The following is a 23,060-nucleotide window of genomic DNA, read 5'->3' on the forward strand; positions in this document are numbered from 1 at the left end:
CATACCCCTTCACATGCAAGCCGATAGCGCGCCGTACGCCTTTGGGCGCGCCGCGCGGTCCTGTTTCGTTGCCCTCTTGATGGGGGCTTGACGACCCTCTGCAAGATTTGTCACATGCAAAAAACTTTTTTGCAAGTGCTGAATCTTGATCGTGATTGGAGACTTCGAATGACCCAAGCCCAGGCCAATCCGGCGCTTCCCGAGGCGGTCGAGCGCGGCCGCGCCCGTGTCGCCTGGATCCGTTCGCGCATGGCATTGCTGGCGGGGTTGCGCGAGGAGTTCGGCCAGATGCGGCCCTTCGCCGGCCGGCGCATCGGCGTGTCGCTGCATGTCGAGCCCAAGACGGCGGTGCTGCTCGAGGTGCTGGCCGAAGGCGGCGCCGAGATCGTCGGCACTGGCAATCACGGCTCGACGCAGGACGATGTCGTGGCCTTCCTGCAGAGCCAGGGCATCGGCATTTTCGGCCGCCGCGCCGACTCGCTCGCCGACCATCACGCCAATCTGGCGCGGGTGCTGGACGCGGAGCCCGACATGCTGCTCGACAATGGCGCCGACCTTGCCGCCGGCATCGTCGAGCGGGGCAGGGCGGCGTCCATACTGGGCGGCACCGAGGAGACGACCTCGGGTGGCGACCGGCTGCGCGGCGAACTGGCCGGCAAGGTGCCGTTCCCCTCAATCGTCATCAATGACAGCCCACTGAAGGCGATCGGCGAGAACAAGCACGCGGTCGGCCAGTCCGTGGTGGAAAGCTTCATGCGCATCACCAATCTTATGATCCCCGGCCGGCGCTTCTGCGTCATCGGCTACGGCTGGTGCGGGCGCGGCATCGCGCAGTATTTGCGGGCGCTCGGCGGCCGCGTGGCTGTGATCGAGGTCGACGAGATCAAGGCGCTCGAGGCGGCCCTCGACGGCTATCGCGTGGCCTCGCTGGCGGACCTCGCGCCGTGGGGTGAAGTCTTCATCACCGCCACCGGCCGCGCCGGCGTGCTGCCGGCGCAAGCGATCGCCGTCATGCGGGACGGCGCTTTGCTGGCCAATTCCGGACATTTCCCGTGGGAGATAGACACCGAAGGTCTCGACGCCCTGACCACGTCCGCCACCGATCTGGACGGCACGTTGCGGCGGCTCGACCTTGCCAATGGAAGGCATGTCGTCCTAGTCGCCGAGGGGCGCATGTTCAACCTTGCCGGCGTCGAGCCGAAGGGCAATTCGATCGAATCCATGGATATCGGCTTCATGCTGCAGGCGCTGTCGCTGGAGCGGGTGGTGAAAGGCGGGGGCGTTGACGGAGAAAATTTGGCGTCGGGCGCGCAGCCGGTGCCCGACGACATCAATCGCCGCATCGCCCGGTTGATGATGGCTACGATGGGGGCGGCCTTGTAACTATACTAAGCCCCTGATTCTCTGTTTTGACGCAGTTTCCGCAGGAAAACCGTTCACCCTTTTCCTGGAATTGCTTTGGTCCTGAAGGATTGTGGGGCATGGCTGGCAAGACCGCGGAAGCGCCGGATTATTCGGTACCGGCCCTGGAAAAGGCGTTCGACATCATCGAACTCCTGGCCGAACAGAAGGACGGCCTGAACCAGGGTCAGATTTCCGAGGCGGTCGGCCGCTCCATCCACCAGATCTACCGCGTGCTACAGGCGCTTGAGCGGCGCGGCTACATTTTCCGCGACCGTCCGGCCGGGCTTTATTTCCTGTCGCCGCGCCTGTTCGAGCTCGCACACCGGCACGAGCCGTTGCGTGGCCTCGTCCAGGCGGCGCTGCCGTCGATGCGGCGGCTCGCCGACGCTATCCAGCAATCTTGCAACCTTGGGGTCCACAACGCCGGAAGGGTGCTGATCGTCGCGCAGGTGGAAAGCCCGGCGGCGTTCGGCTTCCGTGTCCGCGTCGGCGCCGAGTTTCCGCTGTTCGGCACCGCGACGGGCCGCACGCTGATGGCGTTCCAGCCGCAAGACAGAGTCAACCAGTGGCTGCAAGCCTCTGATATTTCTGACGAAAAATCCGAGATTCGCGACGCGCTTGCCCGCATCCGGTCGGCTGGCCACGAGGAGGTGGCCGATGGGTTGCAGCCGGGCGTCATCGATCTTGCCTTTCCGGTGATCGGCCCCTTCGGCCACTCGGTCGCGGCCCTCACCGTGCCCTATTTGGCGACCACCTACAGCATGCTCGACCTTGCCACCGTGCGCCGCCATGCCGCGCAGGCGGCCCAGGAGATCGCGCTGGTGCTGGCGCCGGAGCCATCAGGCCAAAGCGGGTCGTGACCGATCCTTCCGCGCCGATCGTCAAGACCATAGCCATCGATGCCGAACCAGCCACGGTCTGGCGGGTGCTGACGACGCCCGGGATGATTGCGAGATGGATGTCGGACGAGGAACTTACCGTCAGCCTGGAAGGGCATGCCGGTGGCGCGATCGTGATGCGCGGGCTGCTGCACGGCATGGCGTTCGAGAACCACGGCACGGTGCGGGCGTTCGAGCCGGAGAGGCGGTTCGCCTATAGCTACTGGAGCACGCTGTCGGCCTCGCGCCTCGCGGATTTGTCGGAAAACCACACGCTGGTCAGCTTCGCGCTAGCGCCGACGGAGGAGGGGACGCTGCTGACGCTGACGCTCAGCGACTTCGCCGAACCGGCGATCCGCCCGCATGCCGATCTCTATTGGGGGCCGACCCTGCGGATCCTGAAGGCGGTGTGCGAGCGCTCTTGAAGATGGGCGTTATCGCAGCGGGTGGTCACCCGACCTTTGGCCTTTGTCTTGCCAGTGCGCGAATGCGGTCGGCGACATCGCTGTCTACCGGGTTGTAGACGGTCAGGTTCAAATCCGGCCGGCCGTCGACCGCGAAGGACGAGTATTCCAGCTCGATGTCGCCCAGTTCCGGGTGCTTCAGGCGCTTGGTTCCGTCGCCGTGGGCGAGAACGTCGTTCTCTTGCCACAGGGTGGCGAATTCGGGGCTGCCGCTGCACAGTTCCTCCACAAGCTGGGTGACCTCGGACACCGCGCCGGCGCGCGCCGCATCGGCGCGGAAGGCGCCGACCACGAAGCGGGCGAGGTTTTGCCAATCGTGCTGCTTGGCGCGGATATGGGGCGTGAGGAACATGAAGCGCAGGACGTTGCGCCGGCCGGCGGGGATGGTGCCATAGTCGGTCAGCACGATCTCGGCGGCGCGGTTCCAGGCAACGACGTCCCAGGTCGCCGTCTTGATCAGGGCAGGGCTGGCATCGAGCGTGTCGATGAGGCGTTGCAGCCGGGGGCTGACGCCCTCGTCGCCACGGTAGCGCACCTCGGGCGGGCGCCCGAGCCCAAGCATGAAGAGATGTTCGCGCTCCGCTTCGGTCAAAAGCAGCCCCTTGGCTATGCGGTTCAGCACGTCCGCCGAAGGCGCGCCGCCACGACCCTGCTCCAGCCATGTGTACCAGGTCGGGCTGATGTTGGCGCGCTGGGCGACCTCCTCGCGGCGCAGTCCCGGCGTGCGCCGGCGCCCGGAAAAGCCGAACGAGGCGGGATCGAGCCGGGTGCGCCTGTCTTTCAGGAAAGCCGCGAGCGTGCCGGGGGAAATGGTGGGCATCCTGTCAGCCATCCTGTTAAGAATTATACCATGATAAGCTCACTACTTTAATGGGATAATAGACCGTCGATATTACGCAGGCAACCGCAGGAGATTTGCATGCGTATCTTTCTCACCGGCGCGACCGGTTTCATCGGCTCGGCCATCGTTCCCGAACTCATCCAGGCCGGCCATCAGGTGGTCGGCGTCACCCGCTCTGATGCCGGCGCCGAGGCGCTCGTCGCCGCGGGCGCCGAGGTGCATCGCGGAACGTTGGAGGATCCCGACAGCCTGCGCAGCGGCGCGGAGAAGGCGGATGCCGTGATCCACACCGCGTTCGACCACGATTTCTCGCGCTTTGCCGAGAATTGCGAAAAGGACAGCCGTGTCATCGCGGCGCTTGGCCAGGCACTCACCGGTTCCGACCGGCCGCTGGTGATCACCTCGGGCGTCGGCATGGGCAGCCCCGGACATGGCGAACTGGCGGTCGAGGACGTCTTCAACCCCAGCCATCCCAACCCGCGCATCGCCTCGGAACTGGCCGGCAATGCCTTGCTGGAGGCCGGCGTCAATGTGTCTGTCGTACGCCTGCCGCAGGTCCACAATCCGGTCAAGCAGGGGCTCATCTCGCCGCTCATCGAAATCGCACGCCAGAAAGGCGTCTCGGCCTATGTCGGCGAAGGCCGCAACCGCTATTCGGCGGGGCATGTCCTGGACGCGGCGCGGCTCTACCGCCTGGCCGTGGAAAAGCGCCAGGCCGGCGCGCGCTACCACGCGGTCGGCGAGGAAGGCGTCGAGGTACGCGCCATCGCCGAGGCGCTTGGCCGCGGCCTCAACCTGCCGGTCGTTTCGATCGCGGCGGACAAGGCGGTGGAGCATTTCGGCTGGATGGGACTGTTCGCGCCCATGGACCTGCCTGCCTCCAGCGCGCTGACCCAGGCTCGGCTCGACTGGCATCCGACCGGCCCGACGCTGATCGCCGATCTGGACGCGATGCGGTATTGAGTGCTGATAAAGCGGCCTCAGCTGGCTTGTCAGCGGTCAGGATTTCGTCGTTCGTCTCGGTGGGGCAACATTCGAAATTGACCGAAGCCCCTAAACTTCGTCATCCTAGGGCGAAGCAGGAGCGAAGCTCCGTCACCCTGGGATCCATTCCGTGACATTCGCCGAAGGGCGTGGCGGAGCAAACTCTGCACCGTGGCGGTGCTTAGGAGTCCCGGCATGGATCCTATGGTCTGCGCTGCGTCGCTTCGCTCCTTGCTCCGCCATAGGATGACGAAGCGATGAAGGCATGCAGTCCGTCAATGCAAGCGCATCCGGCTCGTCAGACTTCTGATCATGCGGGGCTGACGGCATAGCGCAGATGGACAGCCCCATGCGCCAGCGTTTGGCAAGACGTCAGCGACAGCCGCATCTTGCCCGCCAAGCCGGTCTCGCCGAACTCGACAAAACCCTGGTTGCCCGCCCGTGCATCGAGCGCGGGCGCGACGAGCAGGCTGAGCTCGTCGACAAGCCCGGCGGCGAAGAAGGAGCCGTTGATGTCGGCGCCGCCTTCGAGCAGCAGCCGGCGGATGCCGAGCTCGCGCCCGAGCACATCGAGCATCGCGGCCAGGTCGATCTCCGCCGTCTCCGAGACGATGTAGGAGACGCCGTCGCCGGCTAGCTCGGCCAGATGGCTGTCGGCGACGTCACGCCCGAGCAGCACGACGACGGGGTCGCCGCCGACATCCGGTTTGGAAAAGTGCAGCTTGCCCGAGGCATCGAGCGCCACGGCATGGGTGCCTGCGTCGCGTCGGGCGAAATGGTGCGGCCGCTCGACCTTGCCGGCATGCGCCGGCGGGTGCGCCGCGGCCTTGCTCATCTCGGCCATGGTGACGCGGCCGACGATCCAGGCATCGCCTTCGAGATCCTCGTGGATCTGCTCATAGAGGCTCGACCACTCGGCACGTGTCCCTCCGGGCTCGTGGTGTAGCGGCTCGGATGAAGGCTGCCGTCGAGCGAGGCGAGCATATGGCAGACGATGTGCGGCTTCATGGGTTCTCCAGCTCAATCTCTACTGAGCTTCATCAGGCCACTTCGAGGTCCATCACTTTCTCAGCCGCCTTCGCGAGAAACCCGGATCGAGTATAGCCATGGGCTTCGGCAAAGGCATCGATCCGCCGCAGGACGTCGTCGGGCAACGTCACGTTGATACGCACTGCCTTCCTGGTGTCGGTCTTGGCCGCGACCAAGATCGCAACACCGTCACGATTGTTGGCGTCCGCCATCACAGCCTCCAGACTCGAAGGCTCCGGAATAGCATCGCCATCCTCGACCAGCCCTTCGACGTGGAGGGCGAGGGCCTCTTCTGCCATGGACCGCGCGTCATCCAGATCCTTGCCGGCGGTAATCACGCCTGGGAAATCAGGGAAGGACACACCGAAGTCGCTGCCGGCATCCTTATGGATAAGTCCGATATACTGCTTCATGTCCGTCACCTCAGTTTCAGTCCAGATTGCTTTTCGATGCTGCGCAGAGTGCCTATTGGGATATCGCGCCTGGGATGAGGAACAGTGACCCGCCCTTGCTTATCGCGGTGTTTGAATTGTGCATGGCTGCCCTTTCGGGCAACTTCGAACCAACCATCAGCTTGCAACAGGCGGATAATATCAGCGCTATTCATGTGTATTTATACACACTGATAGGTTATCCTTCAACCAAAATGTGAAAGCCGGCCTGAGTCAATACGCCAGCCAGATCGGCGAAGCGCCGCGCTTATCGCGCCGGCCAGGATGCCTGCATCCAAAATTCCGACAATTCCGATAATTGGCAGTCCAACACTGTTATATCGATGTTGCACAAATGGTTGACCCTGGGCTAGCATCCTTTTGTTGACGCTGCTCGGAGGAGTTTAGGCGGTGCCAACTGGAGCGGCAGGCGGCTTCGGGCACGCGGATGCTCCAACACTTTGAACCGACGCATGATCCTTCCTGAAACCGGCCCGGTTTCCGGGGCCGTGCGTTTTCGTGGAGGAGGATCAACCATGAACAGACGTGAATTCCTGATGACGTCCGTGGCCGCGGGCGCGATGGTGCTGGCCGCGCGTTCGGCATTCGCCGAGGACAAGCTCACCATACTGGGCTCGGTGCCCAACCTCGGCTTTCCGTTCTTCGTGCACATGCTGAACGAGATCAAGGCGGAAGCGCAAGCGCAAGGCGTCAACCTGACCGAAAGCGACGGCCAGAACTCGGCCACCAAGCAGACCGCCGACATCGAGGCGGCGCTGGTGCAGAAGGTCAACGCCATCGTGATTTCGCCGCTCGACGTCAACGCGCTGGCGCCGGCGATCGAGGAAGCGGTCAAGGCCGGCGTTCCCGTGGTGACGATCGACCGCCGCGTCGACGGCGTCCAGGGCATCCTCGCCCATGTCGGCGCCGACAATGTGAAGGGCGGCGAGGCGGAGGCGAACGCCATGGTGGCGGCGTTCCCCAACGGCGCCAAGCTGTTCCACCTGCAAGGCCAGCCGGGTGCCGGTCCGGCGATCGACCGCAACAAGGGCGTGCACAATGTGCTCGATCCGCTGAAGGACAAGTACCAGATCATCTATGAGCAGACCGCCAATTTCGCCCGCGCCGAGGCGTTGACGGTGACGGAAGCCGGCCTTGCCGCCAACGGCAAGCCGGACGCCATCATCTGCGCCAATGACGACATGGCGCTCGGCGCGCTCGAGGCGTGTGCCGCGCGCAACTTCACCGACGTCAAGATCTACGGCTTCGACGCGCTGCCGGAAGCGCTGGTCGCGGTCCGCGACGGCAAGCTCGCCGGTACGGTCGAACAGTTCCCCGGCCAGCAGTCGCGCACCGCCGTGCAGATCGCGGTTGCCTACGCCAAGAACAAGACCGAGCCGAAGGAGAAGCTGGTGCTGTTGACGCCGATCGTCATCGGCAAGGACAATCTCGACAAGGCGGAGAGGCTGAGCGAGACGAAGTAGGGCTTGGCAGAGAAAGGCTCATTGGCAAGGCTGGTGGGGCACGCCCCCCTCTGGCCTGCCGGCCATCTCCCCCACTTGGGGGGAGATTAGCAGTTTTGCCGACAGGGCGTCTTCTGTCGGGTTGATAACTGGCGAAAGCGGAGACAACGGCCGATCTCCCCCCTTGTGGGGGAGATGTCCGGCAGGACAGAGGGGGGCGTGCCCCGCTGCCTGCCACAAACCGGGAGCCATCCTTGCCAGTTGAAGCCGCACCCGCCCTGCTTGCCGTCGACGGCGTCACCAAGCATTTCGCCGGCGTGACGGCGCTCAGCGATGTCGCGCTCGACATCCGCGCCGGCGAAATCCTCGGCCTGCTCGGCGAGAACGGCGCCGGAAAATCGACGCTGCTGAAAATCCTGTCGGGCGTCATGCCGCCCTCCAGCGGGCGCATCACTTTCGACGGCGCCGACTACGCGCCCTCCAGCCCGCAGGATGCCAAGCGGGCGGGCATCGTCACCATCTACCAGGAGCTCAGCCTGATCCCGACGCTGACGGTGGCGGAGAATATTTTCATCGGCCGCGCGCCGACCGGGCCGCTGGGATTGGTGAGTTGGAAGCGCATGGAGCGGGACTCCCGCGATATCATCGCCCGCGTCGGCCTTTCCATCGACCCGATGACGCCGGTCTCGGCGCTCTCGGTGGCTGAGCAGCAGCTGGTCGAGATCGCCCGCGCGCTGTCGCTGAAAAGCCGGCTGATCATCATGGACGAGCCGACATCGGCGCTGACCGAGACCGAGGTGCAGCGGCTTTTGTCGATCATGGACCGGCTGCGCCGTGACAAGGTCGCCATCATGTTCGTCACCCACCGGCTGGAGGAGGCGTCCGCCATCTGCGACCGCATGACGGTGCTGCGCGACGGCAGGCTGGCCGGGCATCTCGACCGTCAGGGCGGGCCGATCCAGCTGCCGCGTATCATCGAGAAAATGGTCGGCCGCGCGGCGTCCGAACTTTACGCGCGGCCGGCCCAGCGCGCGGTCGCCGGCGATGTGGTGCTGTCGGTGCGGGCCTTGCGCACCGTGCGCGATCCCGAGGCGCCGCATGCCATCGTGCTCGACGGCGTCGACATCGACCTCAAGGCCGGCGAAATCCTCGGTGTCGCCGGGCTCGTCGGCTCCGGCCGTACGGAACTGGCGCGCGCCATTTTCGGCGCCGACCGCATCGCGGCCGGGACCATCACGCTCGACGGCCAGCCGATCGCGCCGGCCTCGCCGGCCGATGCCATCGCGCTCGGCATTGGGCTGGTGCCGGAGGACCGCAAGCACCAGGCGATCTTTGCCGCGCTCGGCATATTGCCGAATTTCTCCGTCGCCTCGCTCGGGCGTTTCAGCAACGGCTTCGGCTTCATGGCCGAGCGGCGCGAGCGCGACGCGCTGTCCGGCTTCCGCAAGATGCTGTCTATCCGCATGGCTTCGGCCGAGCAGGCGATCGAGGGCCTGTCGGGCGGCAACCAGCAGAAGGTGATCCTGGCGCGCTGGCTGGCGCGCGATCCGAAGGTGCTGATCGTCGACGAGCCGACACGCGGCGTCGATGTCGGCGCCAAGGCCGAGGTGCATCAGATCCTGGTGCAATTGGCAGCGCGCGGCATCGCGGTGATGATGATCTCGTCGGAACTGCCGGAAGTGCTGGCTGTATCGGACCGCATCGTCACCATGCGCCGGGGCCGCATCACGGGCGAGATGCCGGGCGTCGAGGCGAACGAGGAGAAACTGATGGAACTGATGGCGCTCGACAAGCAGGATACACTTGGGCAAGACGCGCAGGGCCGGGACGCAGAGAGGCAGGCACGATGAGCGTGACGGAACAGAGCGAGCGTGGCGGCGGCATCAATTTCGCGCGGCTGCTGATGAGTTTCGGGCCGCTGCTGTTCCTGGCGGCGCTGGTCGTCGTCTTCACCGTGCTGAAGCCGAGCTTCATCGACCCGATCAATCTGTTCAACATCACCCGCCAGATCTCGATCACCGGGCTGATCGCGCTCGGCATGACCTTCGTCATCCTCACCGCCGGCATCGACCTGTCGGTTGGCTCGCTGCTCGCTTTCTGCGGCATGGTCGCCGCCGTCGTCGCCAAGGGCGGCGCCGCCAACACGCTGTCGCTGTCGACGTCAGGCACGCAGGGCTATGGCTGGTTCGCGGCGCTGCTGGCCGCCGTCATCGTGGGTGCGGCCGCCGGCGGCGTGCAGGGGCTCGCCATCACCAGGCTGAAAGTGCCGCCCTTCGTCGTCACGCTGGGCGGGCTGACGGTGTTTCGCGGGCTGACGCTGACCATCTCCAATGGCGGCCCGATCTCCGGCTTCGACGCCTCGATGCGCTGGTTCGGCACCGGCCTGATCGGCCCGGTGCCGGTGCCGGCGATCATCTTCGCCATCGCCGCCATCCTGTGCCATATCGTGCTGCGCTACACGCGCTACGGCCGTGCCGTCTATGCCGTCGGCGGCAATGCCGAAGCCGCACGGTTGTCGGGCCTGCGCGTCGACCGCATCCTGGTCTCGGTCTATGTCATCGTCGGCTTCTTCGCCGGGCTCGCCGCCTTCGTCCTTTCGGCGCGGCTCAATTCTTCCGAAGCGGTCGCCGGCATCGGCTACGAGCTGACGGTGATTTCCGCCGTCGTCATCGGCGGCACCTCGCTTTTCGGCGGCATCGGCTCGGTCGGCGGCACGGTGGTGGGGGCGGCGCTGATCGGCGTGCTGCAGAACGGGCTGCAGTTCAACAACGTCTCGTCCTACACGCAGAGCATCGTCATCGGCCTGATCCTGATCCTGGCGGTGGCGTTCGATCGCTGGCTGAAGTCGCGGGTGAGACGGTAGACCGAGAGGGTCCGCGCTCGCGCCAACGGACCACAGTGATGTCCGTTACGCTCTCAGCGTTGTGCACCTGGGGCGAATGTCAACTCTACCCCGCCAACTTCACCTCGACGATGCGCGCCGAGCCTGGCACCAATTGCCCCTGATGGTCGAAGCGCAGCACCACCACCCAATTGAACTCGTCGCCGGGCCATGTGCCGTTCGGCAGCAGCGCCTTGGGGTCGGCGCCGAAGGCCTTGATGAGCTTGCCCAGCTGGCCGTGATGCCAGGCGATCAGGATCGATTTGCCGTGGCTTTCGGTCGCCAGCGCGGCGACCAGGTTCTGGACTTCCCTGTCGGCGAAGCGCTGGTCGATGGGCAGTTTCAAGGCTTCGGAGAGCGGCGTCAGCGTCAGCCGTTCGCGCGCGCTGTTCTTGGAATCGGTGCTGGCCACCAGCATGTCGGGCCGGAAGGCGACGCCGTCGAGCATGAAGGGCTGGAAATAAGCGACATAGGCCTGCGCGCGGGCCTGGCCTTGCGGCGACAGGCCTGGGCCGCTGTCGGGCTTTTCGCCGTGGCGCACGATCAGCACCGTGGTGTCGGCAAGCCCTGATGTGGTGTCGCCGGCGGCATGGGCGGACAGAGCGAGCGCCATCATCCACAGGGCGGCGAGAACAAGGCGTTTCATGGCGGGTCCTTCGGGCGATCGGCGATGTCCTCCAATCAGCGCATCATTCCGACGGAATCAGGGCCGGTCGGCATCTTCTGTCCCGGCAAAGGGGAAGGGATGCGCGCGCCGTCCACTGCTTGCAAAACAATCGTGCCTTGCTAGAAAGGCCCGGGGCGGGTGGCATCGTGAGAGAACCTCATGGTTGCCGACATCATCAGACCGATCAGCTTGAGTTTTTCGCTGCTGCGCCGCTTCTGGCCGCAGCTCGTCGCGCTCGTGCTGGCCGGGGTGCTGGCCGGCGATCTCCTGCTGCAACTCGCGGCCAAGGTGGCGCTCGCAAACCATTTCGCCGGGCTCGCCATGCTGACGCTGGTGGCGCTGGCGCAACTGGTGGTGACGGTGGCGATGTTCCATGTGCTGCAGCCCGGCCTTCCGCATCTGTTGGCCGCGCAGCGCGGCGCGGACAAGGCCGAAGGGCCTGCGACGGACCAGCAGGGCTCGCGGCTGGTGCGCATGATCACCATCGCGCTGTTGCCCTTCTTCGCCTATTACGCCGCCTGGGGCTTCCTCGGCGACATCGTGCGGCAATATTCGCGCGAAACGCTCGACCAGGCCGATTTCGGCCAGAGCGCCAACGTGCTCGACGTGCTCGATTCGCGCTGGCTGCTGGTATCGGTCGCGGTGTCCTGGCTGATCCGGCGGCTGGCCAAGTTCATGCAGACCCGGACAAAAACCGCGTCGTTCTGGCAGATCGTCGTTGTGATCTGCGAAACCAACTGGATTTTCGTCGGTCTCTACGTGATCAGCCGCTGGAAGGACTCGGCGCTGCAATGGCTGATGAGCCGCAGTTTCTGGCCGACCCTGCAGGCGGCGGCCGACGGGCTGGCGAGCCCGGTGCCGGTGGCCGCGGCCACCCCCATGGTGCCGGTCGAGATCACCTCGATCGCGCCGTCGACGGTGGCCGTCAACCTGTTCTTCTACATGCTCTTGCCGCTGATCTGGCTGGTCATGGCGGCGCTGATCTACGGTTATGACGTGCGCGACGATGCCGCGCTGAGACGCGTGCACAACCGGGTGGAGCGGTTCGGCCAGCGCTATGCCGGGCTGCCGAAATTCCTGCGCGATTTCGTCGAGCATTTCATCGCCGGCTACCGCTCGCGCTATCTGCCGATCGCCAATGGCGTGCGGCTGACGGTGAGTTCGAGCCTTCTGCTTCTGTGCACGCTGATTGTCGGCTACCGCCTCATCGACTGGGGCGCGGCCTGGCTGTGGCTCGGCGCGACGCGGCTGATCGGCCCGCATGAGCTCGATGTCTGGCAGCTCTTCTCACGCGGTGTGACGCTGCTGTTCGGCAGCCCGTTCCAGGATTCTTCCACCGGCATTTTGATCGAGCCGATAAGGATATGTTTTCTCGCCGCCGTGCTGGAGACAGCGTTTTCGCTGACGAAAGGGACGGAGGCTGCGGCATAAGGCGGGGTGTTGGAGCGCGTCCCTCTCCCCGCAGAACGGGGAGAAGAACGCTGTCATTTCGGCGGCCTTTGGAAACGCAGATACCATGGCCGCTCGCTGCCGAGCCCGACCGCCGGGCGGATGGTTTTCACGGCATCCTCCGGGATGATGAAAATATCGCCGACGGTAACGACATCGCCCTTCTTGGCGCCGGAAAAGATCGCCGCGCCGCAGTTCATGACGCCGCCCGGCAGGCTGACGCCGACGATTGAATCCGGCAGCCAGCGGCGCCCAGTGGCGTCGGTCAGCATCAGCTTGCAGCCCAGCCACTGCTTTTGCAGGTCGGGGTCGCCAATGGCGACGGAGAAGGTGGCGATGACGGCGAAGGCGTGGTCAGGCAGGCGGCCGGCCTTGCCGCCGCGCAGATCGGCCAGTTTCCAGTCGCTACCGCCGAACGGCACGGACTGGCCGAAATCGACATCCCTGGCGACGAGGTCCTCGCCATGCAGCCATTCGCGAAGGCTGTCGTAGCCGGTCTCGGCCAGCGTCAACGGCAGCAGGATGGCGAGAGCGACAAGGCTGTGCCGGCGCCATTTTTTCTCTGCCTGCCGGTCAGCCGCCAGCTCCAGGCCTGACGAAACGTCGGTCATGATTTGCCCTGCGGTGGCGGCGCATCGAGGTCGTATTGCGGCAGCACGTCGATTGGCTGGTCGTCGGCGGCTGTCGGCACCCCGTCGAGGCTGATGCGCGCCTGGGCGTCGAGCGGGCCAAACTGACGTTCGGCGATCAGCAGCCTGGCGCCGCTGATCTGGTCGGGCGGCACTTCGAACACGAACAGGCCGCGTTTTTCCAGACCCGGATCGACGCCATGCGGCGGCATGTCGGGGCTGTAGCCCAGTCGCTCCGTCTGGTGGTAGCGCAGCCCGGTCGGGCCTTGCCAGGTGCCGAGGGCGACCGTGGTGGAGGCAACGGTGGCGGTGAGATTGGTCGTAACCACCGCCCAAAGGCCGCTGGTGGTCAAGAGCTTCTCCTGGCCGAACTGGCTGGTTTTCAACGCGCGGGCAAAGACCACCTTGTCCAGCCTGACATCGAAGCTGCGCGCGTGCAGCGTGTCGTGCATGGCGCCATCGACTGGGATCGGCGCGGTGAGGTCGGCATAATGCGGTTTCGACACCTGCATGCCGTAGCTCAACGCCACGGTCGCGCAGAGGATGGCGAGATTGCCGAGGACATGCATTTTCATGAGCCGGTTCCCGGGGCCTGTCCATCGGCGACCGGCAAGGTGATGGTGCCGAGCCTATAAGGATTGAACCAGCCGGGCATGCCGTAGAGATTGTCGCGCGGCTTGAAGATTTCGGCGGTGATGCCGAAGCTCACGCTGGCCGGCACGACGGCGTCACCGGCGAGCGGCCAGACATAGGCCATGCGCTCGGTCATGCCTGGATGCAGTTCCGGCGTCAGCGTCGCATCGCGGGTTAGCGCGATCATCGGCATGGGGTCGGGCAGGGCGATGCCGTCCGGCTTGAAGACATCGAAATAGGCCTTGTCGGACTGCGCGGTGCGGTTGGTCATGTCGGCCTCCAGCACCAGCGCCTTCTGGCCAGGCTTCAACAGCACGCCATAGACCCCGGCATGGCTGACATAGGCGCGCACCGGCTGCACGCGCCAGCGTCCTGCATCGATGGCGGTGCCGGGCGGCAATTGCGGTGGGGCGTGGGCGGGCAGGGCGCCGAAGGCACCCATCAGGCCGGCGACGAACAGCGCCGCGATGGTTCCCGCGCCGGCCGTTATCCAGGTCTGAACTCTTGAGCGGGCAGTCTTGAACATTCCAGATCATGCACGTCGAACGAACAGCCACCCCCGGGCAATGTAGAAAGAAAAAGCGGTCTTTGAAACCCGAAAACGGCTGAACCCGAAAACGACTGAACCCGAAGACGACTGGGGAACCCGAATGTGGCTGGTCCAGCCCTGTCCGGCCTCAGGCTGCTTCGAGCGCCCACAGACGGTGGCCGTAGCGGCGGAAGAAACGCGCCACGAGACGCTGCTGCCTGGCCCTGACGAGGTCGGGCAGGCGACGTTCCTGGCGCCAGCGTGGCATGTTGCGCCAGCCAGCGATGACATGGGTGGCGTCCTCGATGGCTTCGTCCGCCGACAAGGCCGGGCCGATCGCGGCCAGGAACAGCGGCTCCGACTGCTTCAACGCGTCGATGATTGCCTTGCGCCTGAAATGGTCGTGGCGGGCTTGGGCGATGCCGTTGCGGCGGATCGCCTCGAACGCTTCGAGCAAGGCAGGGCTGTCACCGGTGTAACCGCAGGCGCGGGTGAAATCGGCGTCATCCATCATTGCTCCCGGATCTGATGCGGCAGGCGACTCACATTTGTGAGTTTATAGAAGTATAACTCAAAAATTGATAAAAGAGAAACTTTTGGAGAAGTGTTGAAACTGCGACTCGACTCCTGCTTGAAAACGCAGGAATATATGAACAAATCAGGAACGCACGGGGTGGGGGGCAATGGCATTACCCGGCAGGAAACCAGTCATCGCGCATGTCGCCTCGCTATCGGTCGAGTGCGCCGATTGCGGCCGCAACAGGTGGTGGAAGGCTGATGAACTCCGGCGTTTCGGGGTGACGGGCAACACGCCGCTGGCGGAGCTTTCCGGCCGAATCGTCTGTTCGGCCTGCCGTGCCGACGGGCTGCCGGGCACGGCGGTGTCGATCCAGGCGGCCTTCATCGACGAGCGCCAGCGCGTGCGCAGCGAGGCGCAGATGCTGAGCGAGCGCGAGGTGCTGGTGGAGGGGGCGAGGCGGGCTTGAGGGGTGGACGTCAGAAGGCGTCGTCTTCATCGGCGAGAATGACGTCACGCCCGCCGTGAAAGATCCGGATGATAGTCACTGTCTTGTCTTTTACGGTGAATGCGATCGTCGCCCGTCTGCGATAGCCCACGGTGCGGAGGCCTGGTCTTACATCGTCGTGGCGCGTCCCACGTTCGGGAAAATTGCCAAAGGCCGAACAGTAATCGATGAGGCGATCAACATAGGCTCGCGCAATCCGTTCGCCAGCTTGTGGAACCAGATAGGTCAGCAAATCCAGCAGGTCTTGCTCTGCGGCTTTGCTGAAGGCGACCCTGTGCGTCATGCTTGGCGGGAACGCTTGCCCGCCAGTGCGTCAATGCGGTTGTGAAGTCGCTTGCGTACTTCCTCGAGAGGCGAGACGAGCGAAGGATCCTTCTGCAACGCATCCATCGTCGGCGCGACCTCTTCCCGCAACCAGCGATCGACGGCAGCGTCTCTTGCGGCAAGGGTTCTCAGGCCATCGCGGATGACTTCGCTCTCGGTTGCGTACTCGCCGGATGCCACCTTATTCTTCACCATTTGCGCCATCTCGAGCGGCAAGGTGATGGTCAAAGGCTGGGTGCTGCGCATCGCGATTCCCTGGATCAAATGAGCGTGTATGACTTAATCATACACTTTTCCACACGCTGCCGCTAGCCAGATGATGGCCCTTGTGTCCTCTAATACCCCAGCAATTCCTTCAGCGGGATCACCCGCCAGACATGCTTGATGGCGTAGCGGTTGAAGGTCAGCGTCTTCGGCGGATTGTACTGCTCGACCACCAGTTCGCCCGCCGTGCGCTTGACCAGTTTCTTGATGAAGGCCTTGCCGTTGCGCTCGTTTTCTTCGGGAAACGTCTCGATCACCACATGGTCGCCGGGGACCGCGTCGCGGCCGCCGCAATAGATGAGGTCGCCGGGTTCGTAGCGCGGCACCATGGAATCCGACAGCACATGCAGCGCGAATACCTTGGGCAGGTTGCGCACGCCCGGCGGGCGCTGGACGTAACCGGCAGGCTCGCCGTTGAAGGTGAAGTCGCCGTCGTCGCCGCCGACCGCAGCGCCCAGCACTTCGATATCCATTGATCCGGCGGGCAACGGGCCGGCATCGGTGACGATCTCGGCGTCGGCCACCGGGCCGGCATCGTCGAGGAAGACGACCTGCCCTTGGCCGAGCGCGACAGGGTCGACGCGCAGGAAGGCGGCGGTCTTCAGAAGGTTCTCGGTCTTGGGCAGATTGCGGCCGGTCTCCCAATTGCCGACGGCGGCGACATCGGTGTCGTTGTGCTCGGCAATATGGCGCATGACCAGGCCGCGCTGCTTGCGCGCCTGGCGTATCGCCGCCCCGACCCTGATCGACAGTTCCGTTTTCGCCATGGTGCCCATGTGAGCGATGAAAGTGGCTCTCGTCTATGAAAGAATGGCTTGCATCTATTTTTGAGTTATGCTTATATATGGCCATGCACAACCTGTCCAACTTTCATGGCGCGGTAGCGCCGGCCTCCCGCGAGGCCAACAAGGCGACCGAAGTCGTCACCCTTCCGTCCCGGCCGTCCTCCTCCCCGGCCGTGGCGAAGCCCGAGCGCCTTGATGCCTCGGGTCCGGCCCGCCCGTCACCGGCGGCCGGAACGGCCGGAGCCGCCGCTCCCCTCGGCTCCGGCCCCCTATTCGACCGGCATGCTGCCGGTCCCTATGCACGCTCCTGCACCCGCACGCAGGACGGCACCGTCATCCTGTTCGAACCGATGACGGGCAGGGCGGTTTGCGCCCCCGACAGGAAGACGGCGGAGGCGCGGCTGGAGCGCCTCGGCACCCGGCACTCGGCCCACTCCGGCTAGGCCGGCGCCAGCCGGCATCAACCACAACTCACCGCGGCTTTTCGGAGCCGGAAACCCCGACGCTTGCCTGACGGCGCGCCTTGAAGCGCTGCCGCAGGCCGACCCTTGGATGGAGCCTGGAGATGGCGGGATATAGCGATGCCGAATTGCAGGAGATCGCCCGCTGGCTGAAGGAGGGGCTTTCGGCCTCGAGGATCGCGGCGGCGTTCAGCGCGCTGCGCGGCAGCCCGGTCTCACGCAACGCCATAATCGGCATCGTTCATCGCAACGCCATGCTGGGCGCCATCGGCTTTGCCAATGGCCGCGGAATGCCGCCGGTGGCAAGACAGGCTGCCGGCGAACCGGCAATGCGCAAGCCGGCCCAGGCGAAGCGGGCAAAGGGCAAGGCCGGCGGCGGCAAGGGCGCGGGCAGAAAGGTCGCCAATGGTCATCCCGGCCACCTCGCGGACAACAACATCGCGCGCAAGAACAAGGCTAGAGCCCGGCGCGACTCTTCGCCGGCCTGGCTGCCGCCGCGCCTGTTCGTGCGCGAGGTGGGCGTGCTGGTCGCCGATGGCGAGGCCTATCGTTTCAAAGTGCCGGCGCCGGCGCGCGGGCCGATCGGCCGCCAGCCGCACGGTGTGGCGATGCGCTTCATCGACTGCCTGTTTTCCCGTTGCCGCGCACCGCTCGACCTGACGCTGCAGGAGAACCCGCAGGACGATGCGCCCGGCAGCCAGCCCGGCGCCGACATGCTGTGCTGCGGCATGCGCACCCGGGCGCTGAAAAGCTATTGCAGCTACCACCAGGCGCGGTTTCAGAGGCGAGTTTGCGTGTGAGCCTATTTCGGTATCTGCCGGCCCTGCTTGGGCATGCGGCTTTGCACGCTGCGGGCCTCCAGCCGCATGGCCGGGCCACCTTCGGCAACCAGGATGCCGGCGACGCGGGCAAAGCCGGTAAACACCTTGATCGCGTCGGATTCCGAGATCTGCGCCGCGATCGCGGCGCTGCAGGCGTTGAGCGCGCTACGGTAGACGTGGCCGCGCCGCTCGACCGGCCAGCGCTGCAGGAAATCGGCGGCGTCGCTGACGCTGTCGATCTCCTCGACCTGTCCGTCGATACTTACTTTAAGCGGCACTCCGGTTTTCATCGTACCCACGGCGTTCACCTTCGGTGTTGCAGCGGCTTTCAAGCCTCTGCTCATAAACGCGCGAGGCCCTCGGGCGGTTGCATCGCCTTCGCGCGGCCTTCACGGGCTGGCGGCGGCATCGAGCCAATCATACGCGCGGCTCTTGCTCTTGACCATCAAAATGCCTTGTCGCCGGGCGGCCTTGCTGAAGGCTTCGAAGGCGGTGCGTGGACAGCAATTGCCTTCGACCGCCAGCCTGACCAGTCTTGCGGCTTCAATATAGGCTGGTGCCGTCTTGTCGGGCCATTGCCGCTGCAGCGCCGTCTGGGCATCGGCAACGGAGCCGACCAGCATGGTCTTGTTGTCGCAAAAGCGCAGCGTAATCGGCATGAACGCCGTCATCGGCAAACCTCCCTCTTGCATGGTCGCGTCATAACGTACTGGCCGGCGGCTGGTTCCATTAGCTTGCCTGTAAGCATGGGCCAGGCATGAGCGAGCGGCCTTTCATGCAGCTCTACGTCTCCGATTTCGTCGGCGATACGTTGCAGCTCTCCACCGAGCAGATCGGCGCCTACATGCTGATCCTGATGGCAATGTGGAACGCCGGCGGCTGCCCGACGACGACGCCAAGCTGGCGCGCGTTGCGCGCCTGTCGCTGAAAAGATGGCGCGCGCTGAGGGGCGACCTGTTGACCTTTTTCGAGCGTGAGGCAGGCGAGATCGGCCACAAGAGGCTGACCAGGGAGTTGCACAAGGCGCTGGTCAAAAGCGAGGCGAGGGCGGCCGCCGGGGCGCGCGGCGGCGCCGCCACCGCCTTGAAAACAAAGGCGCATGCCGCGCCAAATGCCGGCGCTTTGCCGCGGCATTCTCCAGACTCCAGAGACCAGAGTGAAAGAGCTTCGGCTTTTTCCCCTGAGAATGCGCCGCATTCTTCGGCTCGTGGAGAACAAGGGGCGGCAGTGTTTTCCCCTGAAGGCGCGCGGCATTTTTCGCCCGCCAACAAGACAGCCGCCGCGTCTTCGGGGAAGAGACCCGGCTGGGTCCGGCCGAAAACCCATACCGACGCCGCCAACGCCATCATTGAGGAGATCCGTAGCCATGACCGCAGCCGAACTGCAGCAGGCGACGAAGGCGCTGGCGGCGATGTTCTCATGCTTCCCGCAATCGGCCCTGACTGATGTCGAGATGCAGATGCGGGGCTATCTCGGCGCGGTGCGCGACGCCGAACTCGCCGATCTGCAGGCCGCCATCCAGCGCTTCGTGCGTGGCGAGGTAAGGACCGGCAACCCCCAGTTCTGCCCGTCGAGCGCTCAGCTCTGCATCGAAGTGCGCGAGCGGCGGGTAATGCGCGAGCTGATGGCGAGAAGGGCACCCGGCGCGCTGGTGAAGGGATGACAAGCGCTGGCCCGCCAACCTTTCCAACCAAAAACACCACACCCCAGCCCAAGGAGACACCCCATGCCGAAGAAAGCCAAAGCCGCCAAGCCGCAGGCGCCGAAACTGCCCAAGGGCGAGGCCGAACAGGTGCGTATCCGTCGCGAGGTCGGCCATGATTTCGCGCTCCGCGACGATGCCTTCGGCCGCAAGCGGCTGGCGGCCGGCACGGCTGAAGCGCGCCGCGTCTACGAAGTGTCGAACGACGGCTACACCTCGACAGGCGGCATCGTGCGGGTGCGCAGCGTCGATCCGCTCATCGGCATCACCTCGCTGTCGCGCCAGCAACGCGAGGCCGGCCAGCGCTATCGCGAGGATTTCCAGTGCAGCCAGCAAGCTGATGTCAAGCCGATGCGCTGGACCGAGCGCGTCGATGGCGGCCGCCACGGTGGCGGCATCGCCGACAGCGTGCTGGACGCCGGCCGGGCGCATGCCGCCGCGACCAGGGCGCTAGGGCACTGGGAGGTCGCGGCTGTGGCGCGACAAGTCTGCTGCATGGGGGAGTCGGTGAAGGGTGTGGCGGAACAGACCGGCGACGGCAGGGACGTGGTGACTAAGCTCTTGAAGGTCGGGCTCGATCTGCTCGCGGTGCACTATGGGATGATGATGGGGCGGTGAGGGGCGCAGAAATCCGACCGGCACATGCCGGTCGGATCAGTTCACAAGGTCAGGTCATCCGCAGACGCGGACTTCCTCGACGATCCTGTGATGATGACGCCAGTGATTGATCACTTCGATGTGGCAACGGTGGTGGTGCCGATGGAAATAGCGGGGCCTGTAGCCGTTGTCGTAGGCGTCGTAGGGGCTATAGACGTAGCCGCCACCATAGTCCCCATAGCCGTCGTAATAATCGTTGCCATAATAGTCGTTGTAGCCGCCGATGCCGATAAAGACGTGACTGCGGGCGGCGGCAGGCGCGATCATCGCCGCCGCCGAAGCAATGGCGATAACCGAGACAAGCAGGAGCTTCTTCATGACAGCCTCCTTTTCAAGGTTTGTCTAATATAACGATCAAGACGCGGTCTCGTTCCATGGATTGCAGCGACGCGGCGAGAGCGTGGAAAGCTGACGCCTGAGCGCGATGTGGCGGAACTGGCGGCCAGTGAGGGCGAGCCCACGCTGGATGCAGAGAGGCTGGCGGGTAAGATGCGAAGCAAGGCAGACGCCGCGCCGCCCCTCATCCGCCTGCCGGCACCTTCTCCCCGTGAACGGTGAGAAGGCAGCTAGTTCTTCAAAACAGTGCCTTCTCCAGCGGCCCTTCCAGCGTCTCGGCGAAGCCCGTCGCCAGATGATGGCGGTCGCGAAACGCCAGCTTTCCGCCGATGAACACATGGCACTGCGTCGGGCCGCAGAAGCGGTCGGTCAGGTCGACGTAGAGCGTGTCGGGGACGCTTTTGACGACGGCGCGTTCTTGCGCGGCGGCGCGGTCATTGGCGGCCTGCGCTCTCGGCGTGTCGCAGCGCGAGGGGGCTTCGCGCCACCACAAGGCGCGGGCCACGCAGGAGTCGGCGAAACTGTCGCCGATCGGCGTGTCGCGGATGACGGCGGTCTCGACGCCGGCCTGGCTGAAGGCCTGCAAGGTCGAGCGCAGGCCGGCCTGCCAGCGCGCGGTCTCTTGCTTGCGGCCGGCGGCGGGCATGTCGCGGGTCAGATTGCCGATCGAGAATTCCGAGATCACCACCAGGCGCGGCTTGCGGCGGATGATTTCCGCTATCGCCTGTTCGCGCCAGGCGTCGCATTCGGTGTAGTCGCGCTTCAGCACCGTGTTGAAGGTCGACAGCCGCGAGGCGCGACACGAGGATTTGAGATAGGTGACCACCTTGGTGTGGTTGCGGCTCGCCGCCTCGATCAGCGGCGTCGACCAATGGTCGGCGTGCGAATCGCCGAACAACACGATGGTGTGGGCGGCGTCATTTGGCCCGAACGTACAGGGTTTCGGCGTCACCGTGTGGAAGTCGAGCAGGCAGTTCTTGTCGAGGGCGCGCGCGATGGAGGGCTGTTCGGCGGCCTGTTCGATGCCGCGCTGGGCCGGGTCGATGTTGCGCGTCGCCAGATGCGCATTGGCATAGGCCACCGCTACGCCGAGGCCGGTTAGCGCCACAGCGGGGGCGAGCGCCCATTTGCCCGCCGTGAGCCAGCCGAAGCGCCGCCCCGGGTTCTCGATCAGGTGATAGGTGAGGAAGGCCAGCAGCAGCGCCAGCGCGCCACAGAAGAGGCGCTGGAGGATAGTGAGATCCGACGCCAGCATGCCAGCATAGACGATGACAGGCCAGTGCCAGAGATAGAGCGAATAAGAGAGCGCGCCGACCCATTGCAAAGGCGGTAGCGACAGCACGGAAGCGGGCACGAGAGCCTGCCAGCCGGTTGGACCGGCCGCGACATTGTCATCGCCCGTGCCGGCCAGCAGCACCAGCACCGTGCCGGCGACCGGGAGCGCTGCGTACCAGCCCGGGAAAGGCAGGTCTTCGCTCAGGCAGAGATAGGCGATCGCGATCAGCGCCAGGCCAAGCCAGCCCTGCGCTGCCCCCAGCCACGGCCGATGCCGCAACAGGGCCGCCGGCGCCAGCGTCGCCAGGCCGCCGGCGGCGAACTCCCAGGCGCGCAGCGGCGAGAAGTAGAAGGCCCAGGCCGGCGAGAGGCTGGTCAGCCACAGGCAGGCGGCGAAGGAGGCGAGGCCGGCGACGCCGATCACCACCATGGCCATGCGCCGGCCCGGATGCAGCCAGGCGGCGAAGACGAGCAGGGTTGGCCAGACGAGGTAGAACTGCTCCTCCACCGACAGCGACCAGAAATGGATGAAGGGATTACTCAGGGCATCCGAGGCAAAATAGTCGAACGACCAGCGCAGCAGCCACAGATTGATGGCATAGGCCGAGGCATACATGGCGCCGCGCGAATAGAGCGCCTGCTCCTGTGGCGCCAGGATGAAATAACCCGTGCAAAGCGTCGCCAGGATGACGAACAGGGCAGCCGGCAGAAGGCGCCGGGCGCGGCGGGCATAAAAACGCCAGAGGTCGAGCCCGCCGGTCTCTGTGATCTCGCGCATCAGATGCGTCGTGATCAGCCAGCCCGAGATGACGAAGAAGATGTCGACGCCGGCAAAGCCGCCGGGCAGTGCCGTGAGGCCGAAATGATAGGCAACGACGCCGCCTACCGCCAGCGCGCGCAATCCCTGTATATCAGGCCGAAACGATGCCGCCACGAGGCCTCCTTCGTTACGCCCAGCCCGCCACGCATTTCCAGGCCCGACCGGCCGCTATCGCAATGCAACAAGTTTTTCGCAGTGCAACATGGCCAGAAGGAGGCGAGCGACTGCGCCACGGCGACGAAGACCGCCAGGTCCGCGGCGTCGTCGGGGTTCTCGATCTCGACCCTGCCGTCAGGCATCGATGCTGC

General features: G+C 65.2%; 29 protein-coding genes and 1 pseudogene. 14 read left to right on the forward strand and 16 right to left on the reverse strand.

Annotated features, from left to right (window positions below):
* Positions 1-168: 168 nt before the first annotated feature.
* The 3 genes from A3AU_RS0107415 (at position 169) to A3AU_RS0107425 (ending at position 2,707) form a co-directional block, all read left to right on the forward strand.
* Positions 169-1,383 (forward strand): adenosylhomocysteinase, encoded by a 1,215-nt coding sequence (locus A3AU_RS0107415; RefSeq protein WP_027052234.1) that lies wholly within the window; start codon positions 169-171, stop codon positions 1,381-1,383.
* A gap of 98 nt (positions 1,384-1,481) precedes the next feature.
* Positions 1,482-2,264, forward strand: coding sequence for an IclR family transcriptional regulator (locus A3AU_RS01000000135040; protein ID WP_032916973.1), 783 nt, complete (start codon positions 1,482-1,484; stop codon positions 2,262-2,264).
* The gene (locus A3AU_RS0107425; protein ID WP_027052235.1) at positions 2,261-2,707 is read left to right on the forward strand and encodes an SRPBCC family protein; all 447 of its coding nucleotides are present in this window, start codon (positions 2,261-2,263) and stop codon (positions 2,705-2,707) included. The genes A3AU_RS01000000135040 and A3AU_RS0107425 overlap by 4 nt, the downstream gene beginning before the upstream one ends.
* A 25-nt stretch (positions 2,708-2,732) precedes the next feature.
* On the opposite strand, the gene A3AU_RS0107430 is transcribed toward A3AU_RS0107425, so the two are convergent.
* Positions 2,733-3,578: a helix-turn-helix transcriptional regulator gene (locus tag A3AU_RS0107430; protein WP_081709460.1), complete on the reverse strand. Its 846-nt coding sequence runs from the start codon at positions 3,576-3,578 to the stop codon at positions 2,733-2,735.
* An 87-nt stretch (positions 3,579-3,665) separates the two neighbouring features.
* Here A3AU_RS0107430 and A3AU_RS0107435 point away from each other — a divergent pair, with 87 nt between their 5' ends.
* On the forward strand, positions 3,666-4,550 hold the full coding sequence (locus tag A3AU_RS0107435; protein ID WP_027052237.1) for an SDR family oxidoreductase: 885 nt from the start codon (positions 3,666-3,668) through the stop codon (positions 4,548-4,550).
* A 331-nt stretch (positions 4,551-4,881) separates the two neighbouring features.
* On the opposite strand, the pseudogene A3AU_RS1000000136795 reads toward A3AU_RS0107435, so the two are convergent.
* From A3AU_RS1000000136795 to A3AU_RS1000000137655, 3 genes and pseudogenes are all read right to left on the reverse strand, one after another.
* Positions 4,882-5,579, reverse strand: a pseudogene (locus tag A3AU_RS1000000136795) (RibD family protein).
* A gap of 32 nt (positions 5,580-5,611) precedes the next feature.
* Positions 5,612-6,013: a type II toxin-antitoxin system HicB family antitoxin gene (locus A3AU_RS0107445; protein ID WP_027052238.1), complete on the reverse strand. Its 402-nt coding sequence runs from the start codon at positions 6,011-6,013 to the stop codon at positions 5,612-5,614.
* 5 nt (positions 6,014-6,018) lie between these two features.
* Positions 6,019-6,207 carry a type II toxin-antitoxin system HicA family toxin gene (locus tag A3AU_RS1000000137655; RefSeq protein WP_081294017.1) on the reverse strand — a complete coding sequence of 63 codons (189 nt, stop codon included), beginning with the start codon at positions 6,205-6,207 and terminating at the stop codon, positions 6,019-6,021.
* Between the two features lie 360 nt (positions 6,208-6,567).
* On the opposite strand from A3AU_RS1000000137655, the gene A3AU_RS0107455 reads away from it, so the two are divergent.
* The 3 genes from A3AU_RS0107455 to A3AU_RS0107465 all read left to right on the forward strand — a co-directional run bounded on the left by A3AU_RS0107455 (position 6,568) and on the right by A3AU_RS0107465 (position 10,357).
* A complete protein-coding gene (locus tag A3AU_RS0107455) occupies positions 6,568-7,515 on the forward strand; it encodes a substrate-binding domain-containing protein (RefSeq protein WP_027052239.1) in 948 nt (315 codons plus the stop codon).
* A 233-nt stretch (positions 7,516-7,748) separates the two neighbouring features.
* Positions 7,749-9,344: a sugar ABC transporter ATP-binding protein gene (locus A3AU_RS0107460; RefSeq protein ID WP_027052240.1), complete on the forward strand. Its 1,596-nt coding sequence runs from the start codon at positions 7,749-7,751 to the stop codon at positions 9,342-9,344.
* Complete coding sequence (locus A3AU_RS0107465) at positions 9,341-10,357, forward strand: ABC transporter permease (RefSeq protein WP_027052241.1); 1,017 nt, start codon at positions 9,341-9,343, stop codon at positions 10,355-10,357. Before A3AU_RS0107460 ends, A3AU_RS0107465 begins: the two co-directional genes overlap by 4 nt.
* 85 nt (positions 10,358-10,442) lie before the next feature.
* Here the strand turns inward: A3AU_RS0107465 and A3AU_RS0107470 are convergent, their stop codons facing one another.
* Positions 10,443-11,021: a flagellar basal body-associated protein FliL gene (locus A3AU_RS0107470; protein WP_027052242.1), complete on the reverse strand. Its 579-nt coding sequence runs from the start codon at positions 11,019-11,021 to the stop codon at positions 10,443-10,445.
* A gap of 180 nt (positions 11,022-11,201) precedes the next feature.
* Between A3AU_RS0107470 and A3AU_RS0107475 the strand changes: the two genes are divergently transcribed.
* Positions 11,202-12,473 carry a hypothetical protein gene (locus A3AU_RS0107475; protein WP_027052243.1) on the forward strand — a complete coding sequence of 424 codons (1,272 nt, stop codon included), beginning with the start codon at positions 11,202-11,204 and terminating at the stop codon, positions 12,471-12,473.
* Positions 12,474-12,526: 53 nt separating this feature from the next.
* On the opposite strand, the gene A3AU_RS0107480 is transcribed toward A3AU_RS0107475, so the two are convergent.
* The 4 genes from A3AU_RS0107480 to A3AU_RS0107495 form a co-directional block, all read right to left on the reverse strand.
* Positions 12,527-13,102, reverse strand: a complete 576-nt coding sequence (locus A3AU_RS0107480; RefSeq protein WP_027052244.1) for a hypothetical protein — start codon at positions 13,100-13,102, stop codon at positions 12,527-12,529.
* Complete coding sequence (locus A3AU_RS0107485) at positions 13,099-13,695, reverse strand: hypothetical protein (protein ID WP_027052245.1); 597 nt, start codon at positions 13,693-13,695, stop codon at positions 13,099-13,101. Before A3AU_RS0107485 ends, A3AU_RS0107480 begins: the two co-directional genes overlap by 4 nt.
* Positions 13,692-14,279 (reverse strand): hypothetical protein, encoded by a 588-nt coding sequence (locus tag A3AU_RS0107490; protein ID WP_027052246.1) that lies wholly within the window; start codon positions 14,277-14,279, stop codon positions 13,692-13,694. The genes A3AU_RS0107485 and A3AU_RS0107490 overlap by 4 nt, the downstream gene beginning before the upstream one ends.
* Positions 14,280-14,430: 151 nt before the next feature.
* The gene (locus A3AU_RS0107495) at positions 14,431-14,793 is read right to left on the reverse strand and encodes a hypothetical protein (RefSeq protein ID WP_027052247.1); all 363 of its coding nucleotides are present in this window, start codon (positions 14,791-14,793) and stop codon (positions 14,431-14,433) included.
* A 172-nt stretch (positions 14,794-14,965) separates the two neighbouring features.
* On the opposite strand from A3AU_RS0107495, the gene A3AU_RS0107500 reads away from it, so the two are divergent.
* On the forward strand, positions 14,966-15,268 hold the full coding sequence (locus tag A3AU_RS0107500) for a hypothetical protein (RefSeq protein ID WP_027052248.1): 303 nt from the start codon (positions 14,966-14,968) through the stop codon (positions 15,266-15,268).
* Between the two features lie 10 nt (positions 15,269-15,278).
* On the opposite strand, the gene A3AU_RS0107505 is transcribed toward A3AU_RS0107500, so the two are convergent.
* From A3AU_RS0107505 to A3AU_RS01000000135050, 3 genes are all read right to left on the reverse strand, one after another.
* Positions 15,279-15,590 (reverse strand): type II toxin-antitoxin system RelE/ParE family toxin, encoded by a 312-nt coding sequence (locus A3AU_RS0107505; protein ID WP_027052249.1) that lies wholly within the window; start codon positions 15,588-15,590, stop codon positions 15,279-15,281.
* Positions 15,587-15,877 (reverse strand): ribbon-helix-helix domain-containing protein, encoded by a 291-nt coding sequence (locus A3AU_RS0107510; protein WP_027052250.1) that lies wholly within the window; start codon positions 15,875-15,877, stop codon positions 15,587-15,589. The genes A3AU_RS0107505 and A3AU_RS0107510 overlap by 4 nt, the downstream gene beginning before the upstream one ends.
* A gap of 89 nt (positions 15,878-15,966) precedes the next feature.
* Positions 15,967-16,671, reverse strand: a complete 705-nt coding sequence (locus A3AU_RS01000000135050; protein WP_032916977.1) for an XRE family transcriptional regulator — start codon at positions 16,669-16,671, stop codon at positions 15,967-15,969.
* 26 nt (positions 16,672-16,697) lie between these two features.
* Here A3AU_RS01000000135050 and A3AU_RS0107520 point away from each other — a divergent pair, with 26 nt between their 5' ends.
* Together A3AU_RS0107520 and A3AU_RS0107525 are read left to right on the forward strand one after the other, a co-directional pair.
* A complete protein-coding gene (locus A3AU_RS0107520) occupies positions 16,698-17,123 on the forward strand; it encodes a hypothetical protein (protein ID WP_027052251.1) in 426 nt (141 codons plus the stop codon).
* Positions 17,124-17,245: 122 nt separating this feature from the next.
* The gene (locus tag A3AU_RS0107525) at positions 17,246-17,941 is read left to right on the forward strand and encodes a GcrA cell cycle regulator (RefSeq protein WP_027052252.1); all 696 of its coding nucleotides are present in this window, start codon (positions 17,246-17,248) and stop codon (positions 17,939-17,941) included.
* A gap of 2 nt (positions 17,942-17,943) precedes the next feature.
* Here A3AU_RS0107525 and A3AU_RS0107530 read toward each other — a convergent pair whose 3' ends face one another.
* Entirely contained in the window at positions 17,944-18,252 is a 309-nt protein-coding gene (locus tag A3AU_RS0107530) for a DUF982 domain-containing protein (RefSeq protein WP_032917035.1), read from the reverse strand.
* Positions 18,253-18,351: 99 nt separating this feature from the next.
* Positions 18,352-18,633, reverse strand: a complete 282-nt coding sequence (locus tag A3AU_RS0107535; RefSeq protein WP_027052254.1) for a DUF982 domain-containing protein — start codon at positions 18,631-18,633, stop codon at positions 18,352-18,354.
* An 86-nt stretch (positions 18,634-18,719) separates the two neighbouring features.
* Here A3AU_RS0107535 and A3AU_RS1000000140275 point away from each other — a divergent pair, with 86 nt between their 5' ends.
* The 3 genes from A3AU_RS1000000140275 (at position 18,720) to A3AU_RS0107550 (ending at position 20,282) form a co-directional block, all read left to right on the forward strand.
* The gene (locus A3AU_RS1000000140275; protein WP_245235431.1) at positions 18,720-18,890 is read left to right on the forward strand and encodes a DUF1376 domain-containing protein; all 171 of its coding nucleotides are present in this window, start codon (positions 18,720-18,722) and stop codon (positions 18,888-18,890) included.
* 438 nt (positions 18,891-19,328) lie between these two features.
* The gene (locus A3AU_RS01000000135060; RefSeq protein WP_154674540.1) at positions 19,329-19,625 is read left to right on the forward strand and encodes a hypothetical protein; all 297 of its coding nucleotides are present in this window, start codon (positions 19,329-19,331) and stop codon (positions 19,623-19,625) included.
* 63 nt (positions 19,626-19,688) lie between these two features.
* Positions 19,689-20,282, forward strand: coding sequence for a DUF6456 domain-containing protein (locus tag A3AU_RS0107550; RefSeq protein ID WP_027052255.1), 594 nt, complete (start codon positions 19,689-19,691; stop codon positions 20,280-20,282).
* Between the two features lie 54 nt (positions 20,283-20,336).
* Here A3AU_RS0107550 and A3AU_RS0107555 read toward each other — a convergent pair whose 3' ends face one another.
* Both A3AU_RS0107555 and A3AU_RS0107560 read right to left on the reverse strand, forming a co-directional pair.
* Positions 20,337-20,639, reverse strand: coding sequence for a hypothetical protein (locus tag A3AU_RS0107555; protein ID WP_027052256.1), 303 nt, complete (start codon positions 20,637-20,639; stop codon positions 20,337-20,339).
* A gap of 256 nt (positions 20,640-20,895) precedes the next feature.
* Positions 20,896-22,866, reverse strand: a complete 1,971-nt coding sequence (locus A3AU_RS0107560; protein ID WP_027052257.1) for an acyltransferase family protein — start codon at positions 22,864-22,866, stop codon at positions 20,896-20,898.
* Positions 22,867-23,060: the final 194 nt, after the last annotated feature.

This window comes from Mesorhizobium erdmanii USDA 3471 (assembly GCF_000472705.1).
Classification (GTDB): Bacteria; Pseudomonadota; Alphaproteobacteria; order Rhizobiales; family Rhizobiaceae; genus Mesorhizobium; species Mesorhizobium erdmanii.

What these genes read in the sequence shown, in the direction of transcription:
- A3AU_RS01000000135060 (WP_154674540.1), top strand. Translation starts at nt 19,329, where the DNA reads ATGACCGCAGCCGAACTGCAGCAGGCGACGAAGGCGCTGGCGGCGATG.
- A3AU_RS0107490 (WP_027052246.1), bottom strand. Translation starts at nt 14,279, where the DNA reads ATGTTCAAGACTGCCCGCTCAAGAGTTCAGACCTGGATAACGGCCGGC.
- A3AU_RS0107430 (WP_081709460.1), bottom strand. Translation starts at nt 3,578, where the DNA reads ATGGCTGACAGGATGCCCACCATTTCCCCCGGCACGCTCGCGGCTTTC.
- A3AU_RS0107495 (WP_027052247.1), bottom strand. Translation starts at nt 14,793, where the DNA reads ATGGATGACGCCGATTTCACCCGCGCCTGCGGTTACACCGGTGACAGC.
- A3AU_RS0107485 (WP_027052245.1), bottom strand. Translation starts at nt 13,695, where the DNA reads ATGAAAATGCATGTCCTCGGCAATCTCGCCATCCTCTGCGCGACCGTG.
- A3AU_RS0107415 (WP_027052234.1), top strand. Translation starts at nt 169, where the DNA reads ATGACCCAAGCCCAGGCCAATCCGGCGCTTCCCGAGGCGGTCGAGCGC.
- A3AU_RS0107520 (WP_027052251.1), top strand. Translation starts at nt 16,698, where the DNA reads ATGAAAGAATGGCTTGCATCTATTTTTGAGTTATGCTTATATATGGCC.
- A3AU_RS0107555 (WP_027052256.1), bottom strand. Translation starts at nt 20,639, where the DNA reads ATGAAGAAGCTCCTGCTTGTCTCGGTTATCGCCATTGCTTCGGCGGCG.
- A3AU_RS0107435 (WP_027052237.1), top strand. Translation starts at nt 3,666, where the DNA reads ATGCGTATCTTTCTCACCGGCGCGACCGGTTTCATCGGCTCGGCCATC.
- A3AU_RS1000000137655 (WP_081294017.1), bottom strand. Translation starts at nt 6,207, where the DNA reads ATGAATAGCGCTGATATTATCCGCCTGTTGCAAGCTGATGGTTGGTTC.
- A3AU_RS0107445 (WP_027052238.1), bottom strand. Translation starts at nt 6,013, where the DNA reads ATGAAGCAGTATATCGGACTTATCCATAAGGATGCCGGCAGCGACTTC.
- A3AU_RS0107505 (WP_027052249.1), bottom strand. Translation starts at nt 15,590, where the DNA reads ATGACGCACAGGGTCGCCTTCAGCAAAGCCGCAGAGCAAGACCTGCTG.
- A3AU_RS0107475 (WP_027052243.1), top strand. Translation starts at nt 11,202, where the DNA reads ATGGTTGCCGACATCATCAGACCGATCAGCTTGAGTTTTTCGCTGCTG.
- A3AU_RS1000000140275 (WP_245235431.1), top strand. Translation starts at nt 18,720, where the DNA reads ATGAGCGAGCGGCCTTTCATGCAGCTCTACGTCTCCGATTTCGTCGGC.
- A3AU_RS0107455 (WP_027052239.1), top strand. Translation starts at nt 6,568, where the DNA reads ATGAACAGACGTGAATTCCTGATGACGTCCGTGGCCGCGGGCGCGATG.
- A3AU_RS0107530 (WP_032917035.1), bottom strand. Translation starts at nt 18,252, where the DNA reads ATGAAAACCGGAGTGCCGCTTAAAGTAAGTATCGACGGACAGGTCGAG.
- A3AU_RS01000000135040 (WP_032916973.1), top strand. Translation starts at nt 1,482, where the DNA reads ATGGCTGGCAAGACCGCGGAAGCGCCGGATTATTCGGTACCGGCCCTG.
- A3AU_RS0107465 (WP_027052241.1), top strand. Translation starts at nt 9,341, where the DNA reads ATGAGCGTGACGGAACAGAGCGAGCGTGGCGGCGGCATCAATTTCGCG.
- A3AU_RS0107510 (WP_027052250.1), bottom strand. Translation starts at nt 15,877, where the DNA reads ATGCGCAGCACCCAGCCTTTGACCATCACCTTGCCGCTCGAGATGGCG.
- A3AU_RS01000000135050 (WP_032916977.1), bottom strand. Translation starts at nt 16,671, where the DNA reads ATGGGCACCATGGCGAAAACGGAACTGTCGATCAGGGTCGGGGCGGCG.
- A3AU_RS0107500 (WP_027052248.1), top strand. Translation starts at nt 14,966, where the DNA reads ATGGCATTACCCGGCAGGAAACCAGTCATCGCGCATGTCGCCTCGCTA.
- A3AU_RS0107535 (WP_027052254.1), bottom strand. Translation starts at nt 18,633, where the DNA reads ATGACGGCGTTCATGCCGATTACGCTGCGCTTTTGCGACAACAAGACC.
- A3AU_RS0107550 (WP_027052255.1), top strand. Translation starts at nt 19,689, where the DNA reads ATGCCGAAGAAAGCCAAAGCCGCCAAGCCGCAGGCGCCGAAACTGCCC.
- A3AU_RS0107480 (WP_027052244.1), bottom strand. Translation starts at nt 13,102, where the DNA reads ATGACCGACGTTTCGTCAGGCCTGGAGCTGGCGGCTGACCGGCAGGCA.
- A3AU_RS0107470 (WP_027052242.1), bottom strand. Translation starts at nt 11,021, where the DNA reads ATGAAACGCCTTGTTCTCGCCGCCCTGTGGATGATGGCGCTCGCTCTG.
- A3AU_RS0107525 (WP_027052252.1), top strand. Translation starts at nt 17,246, where the DNA reads ATGGCGGGATATAGCGATGCCGAATTGCAGGAGATCGCCCGCTGGCTG.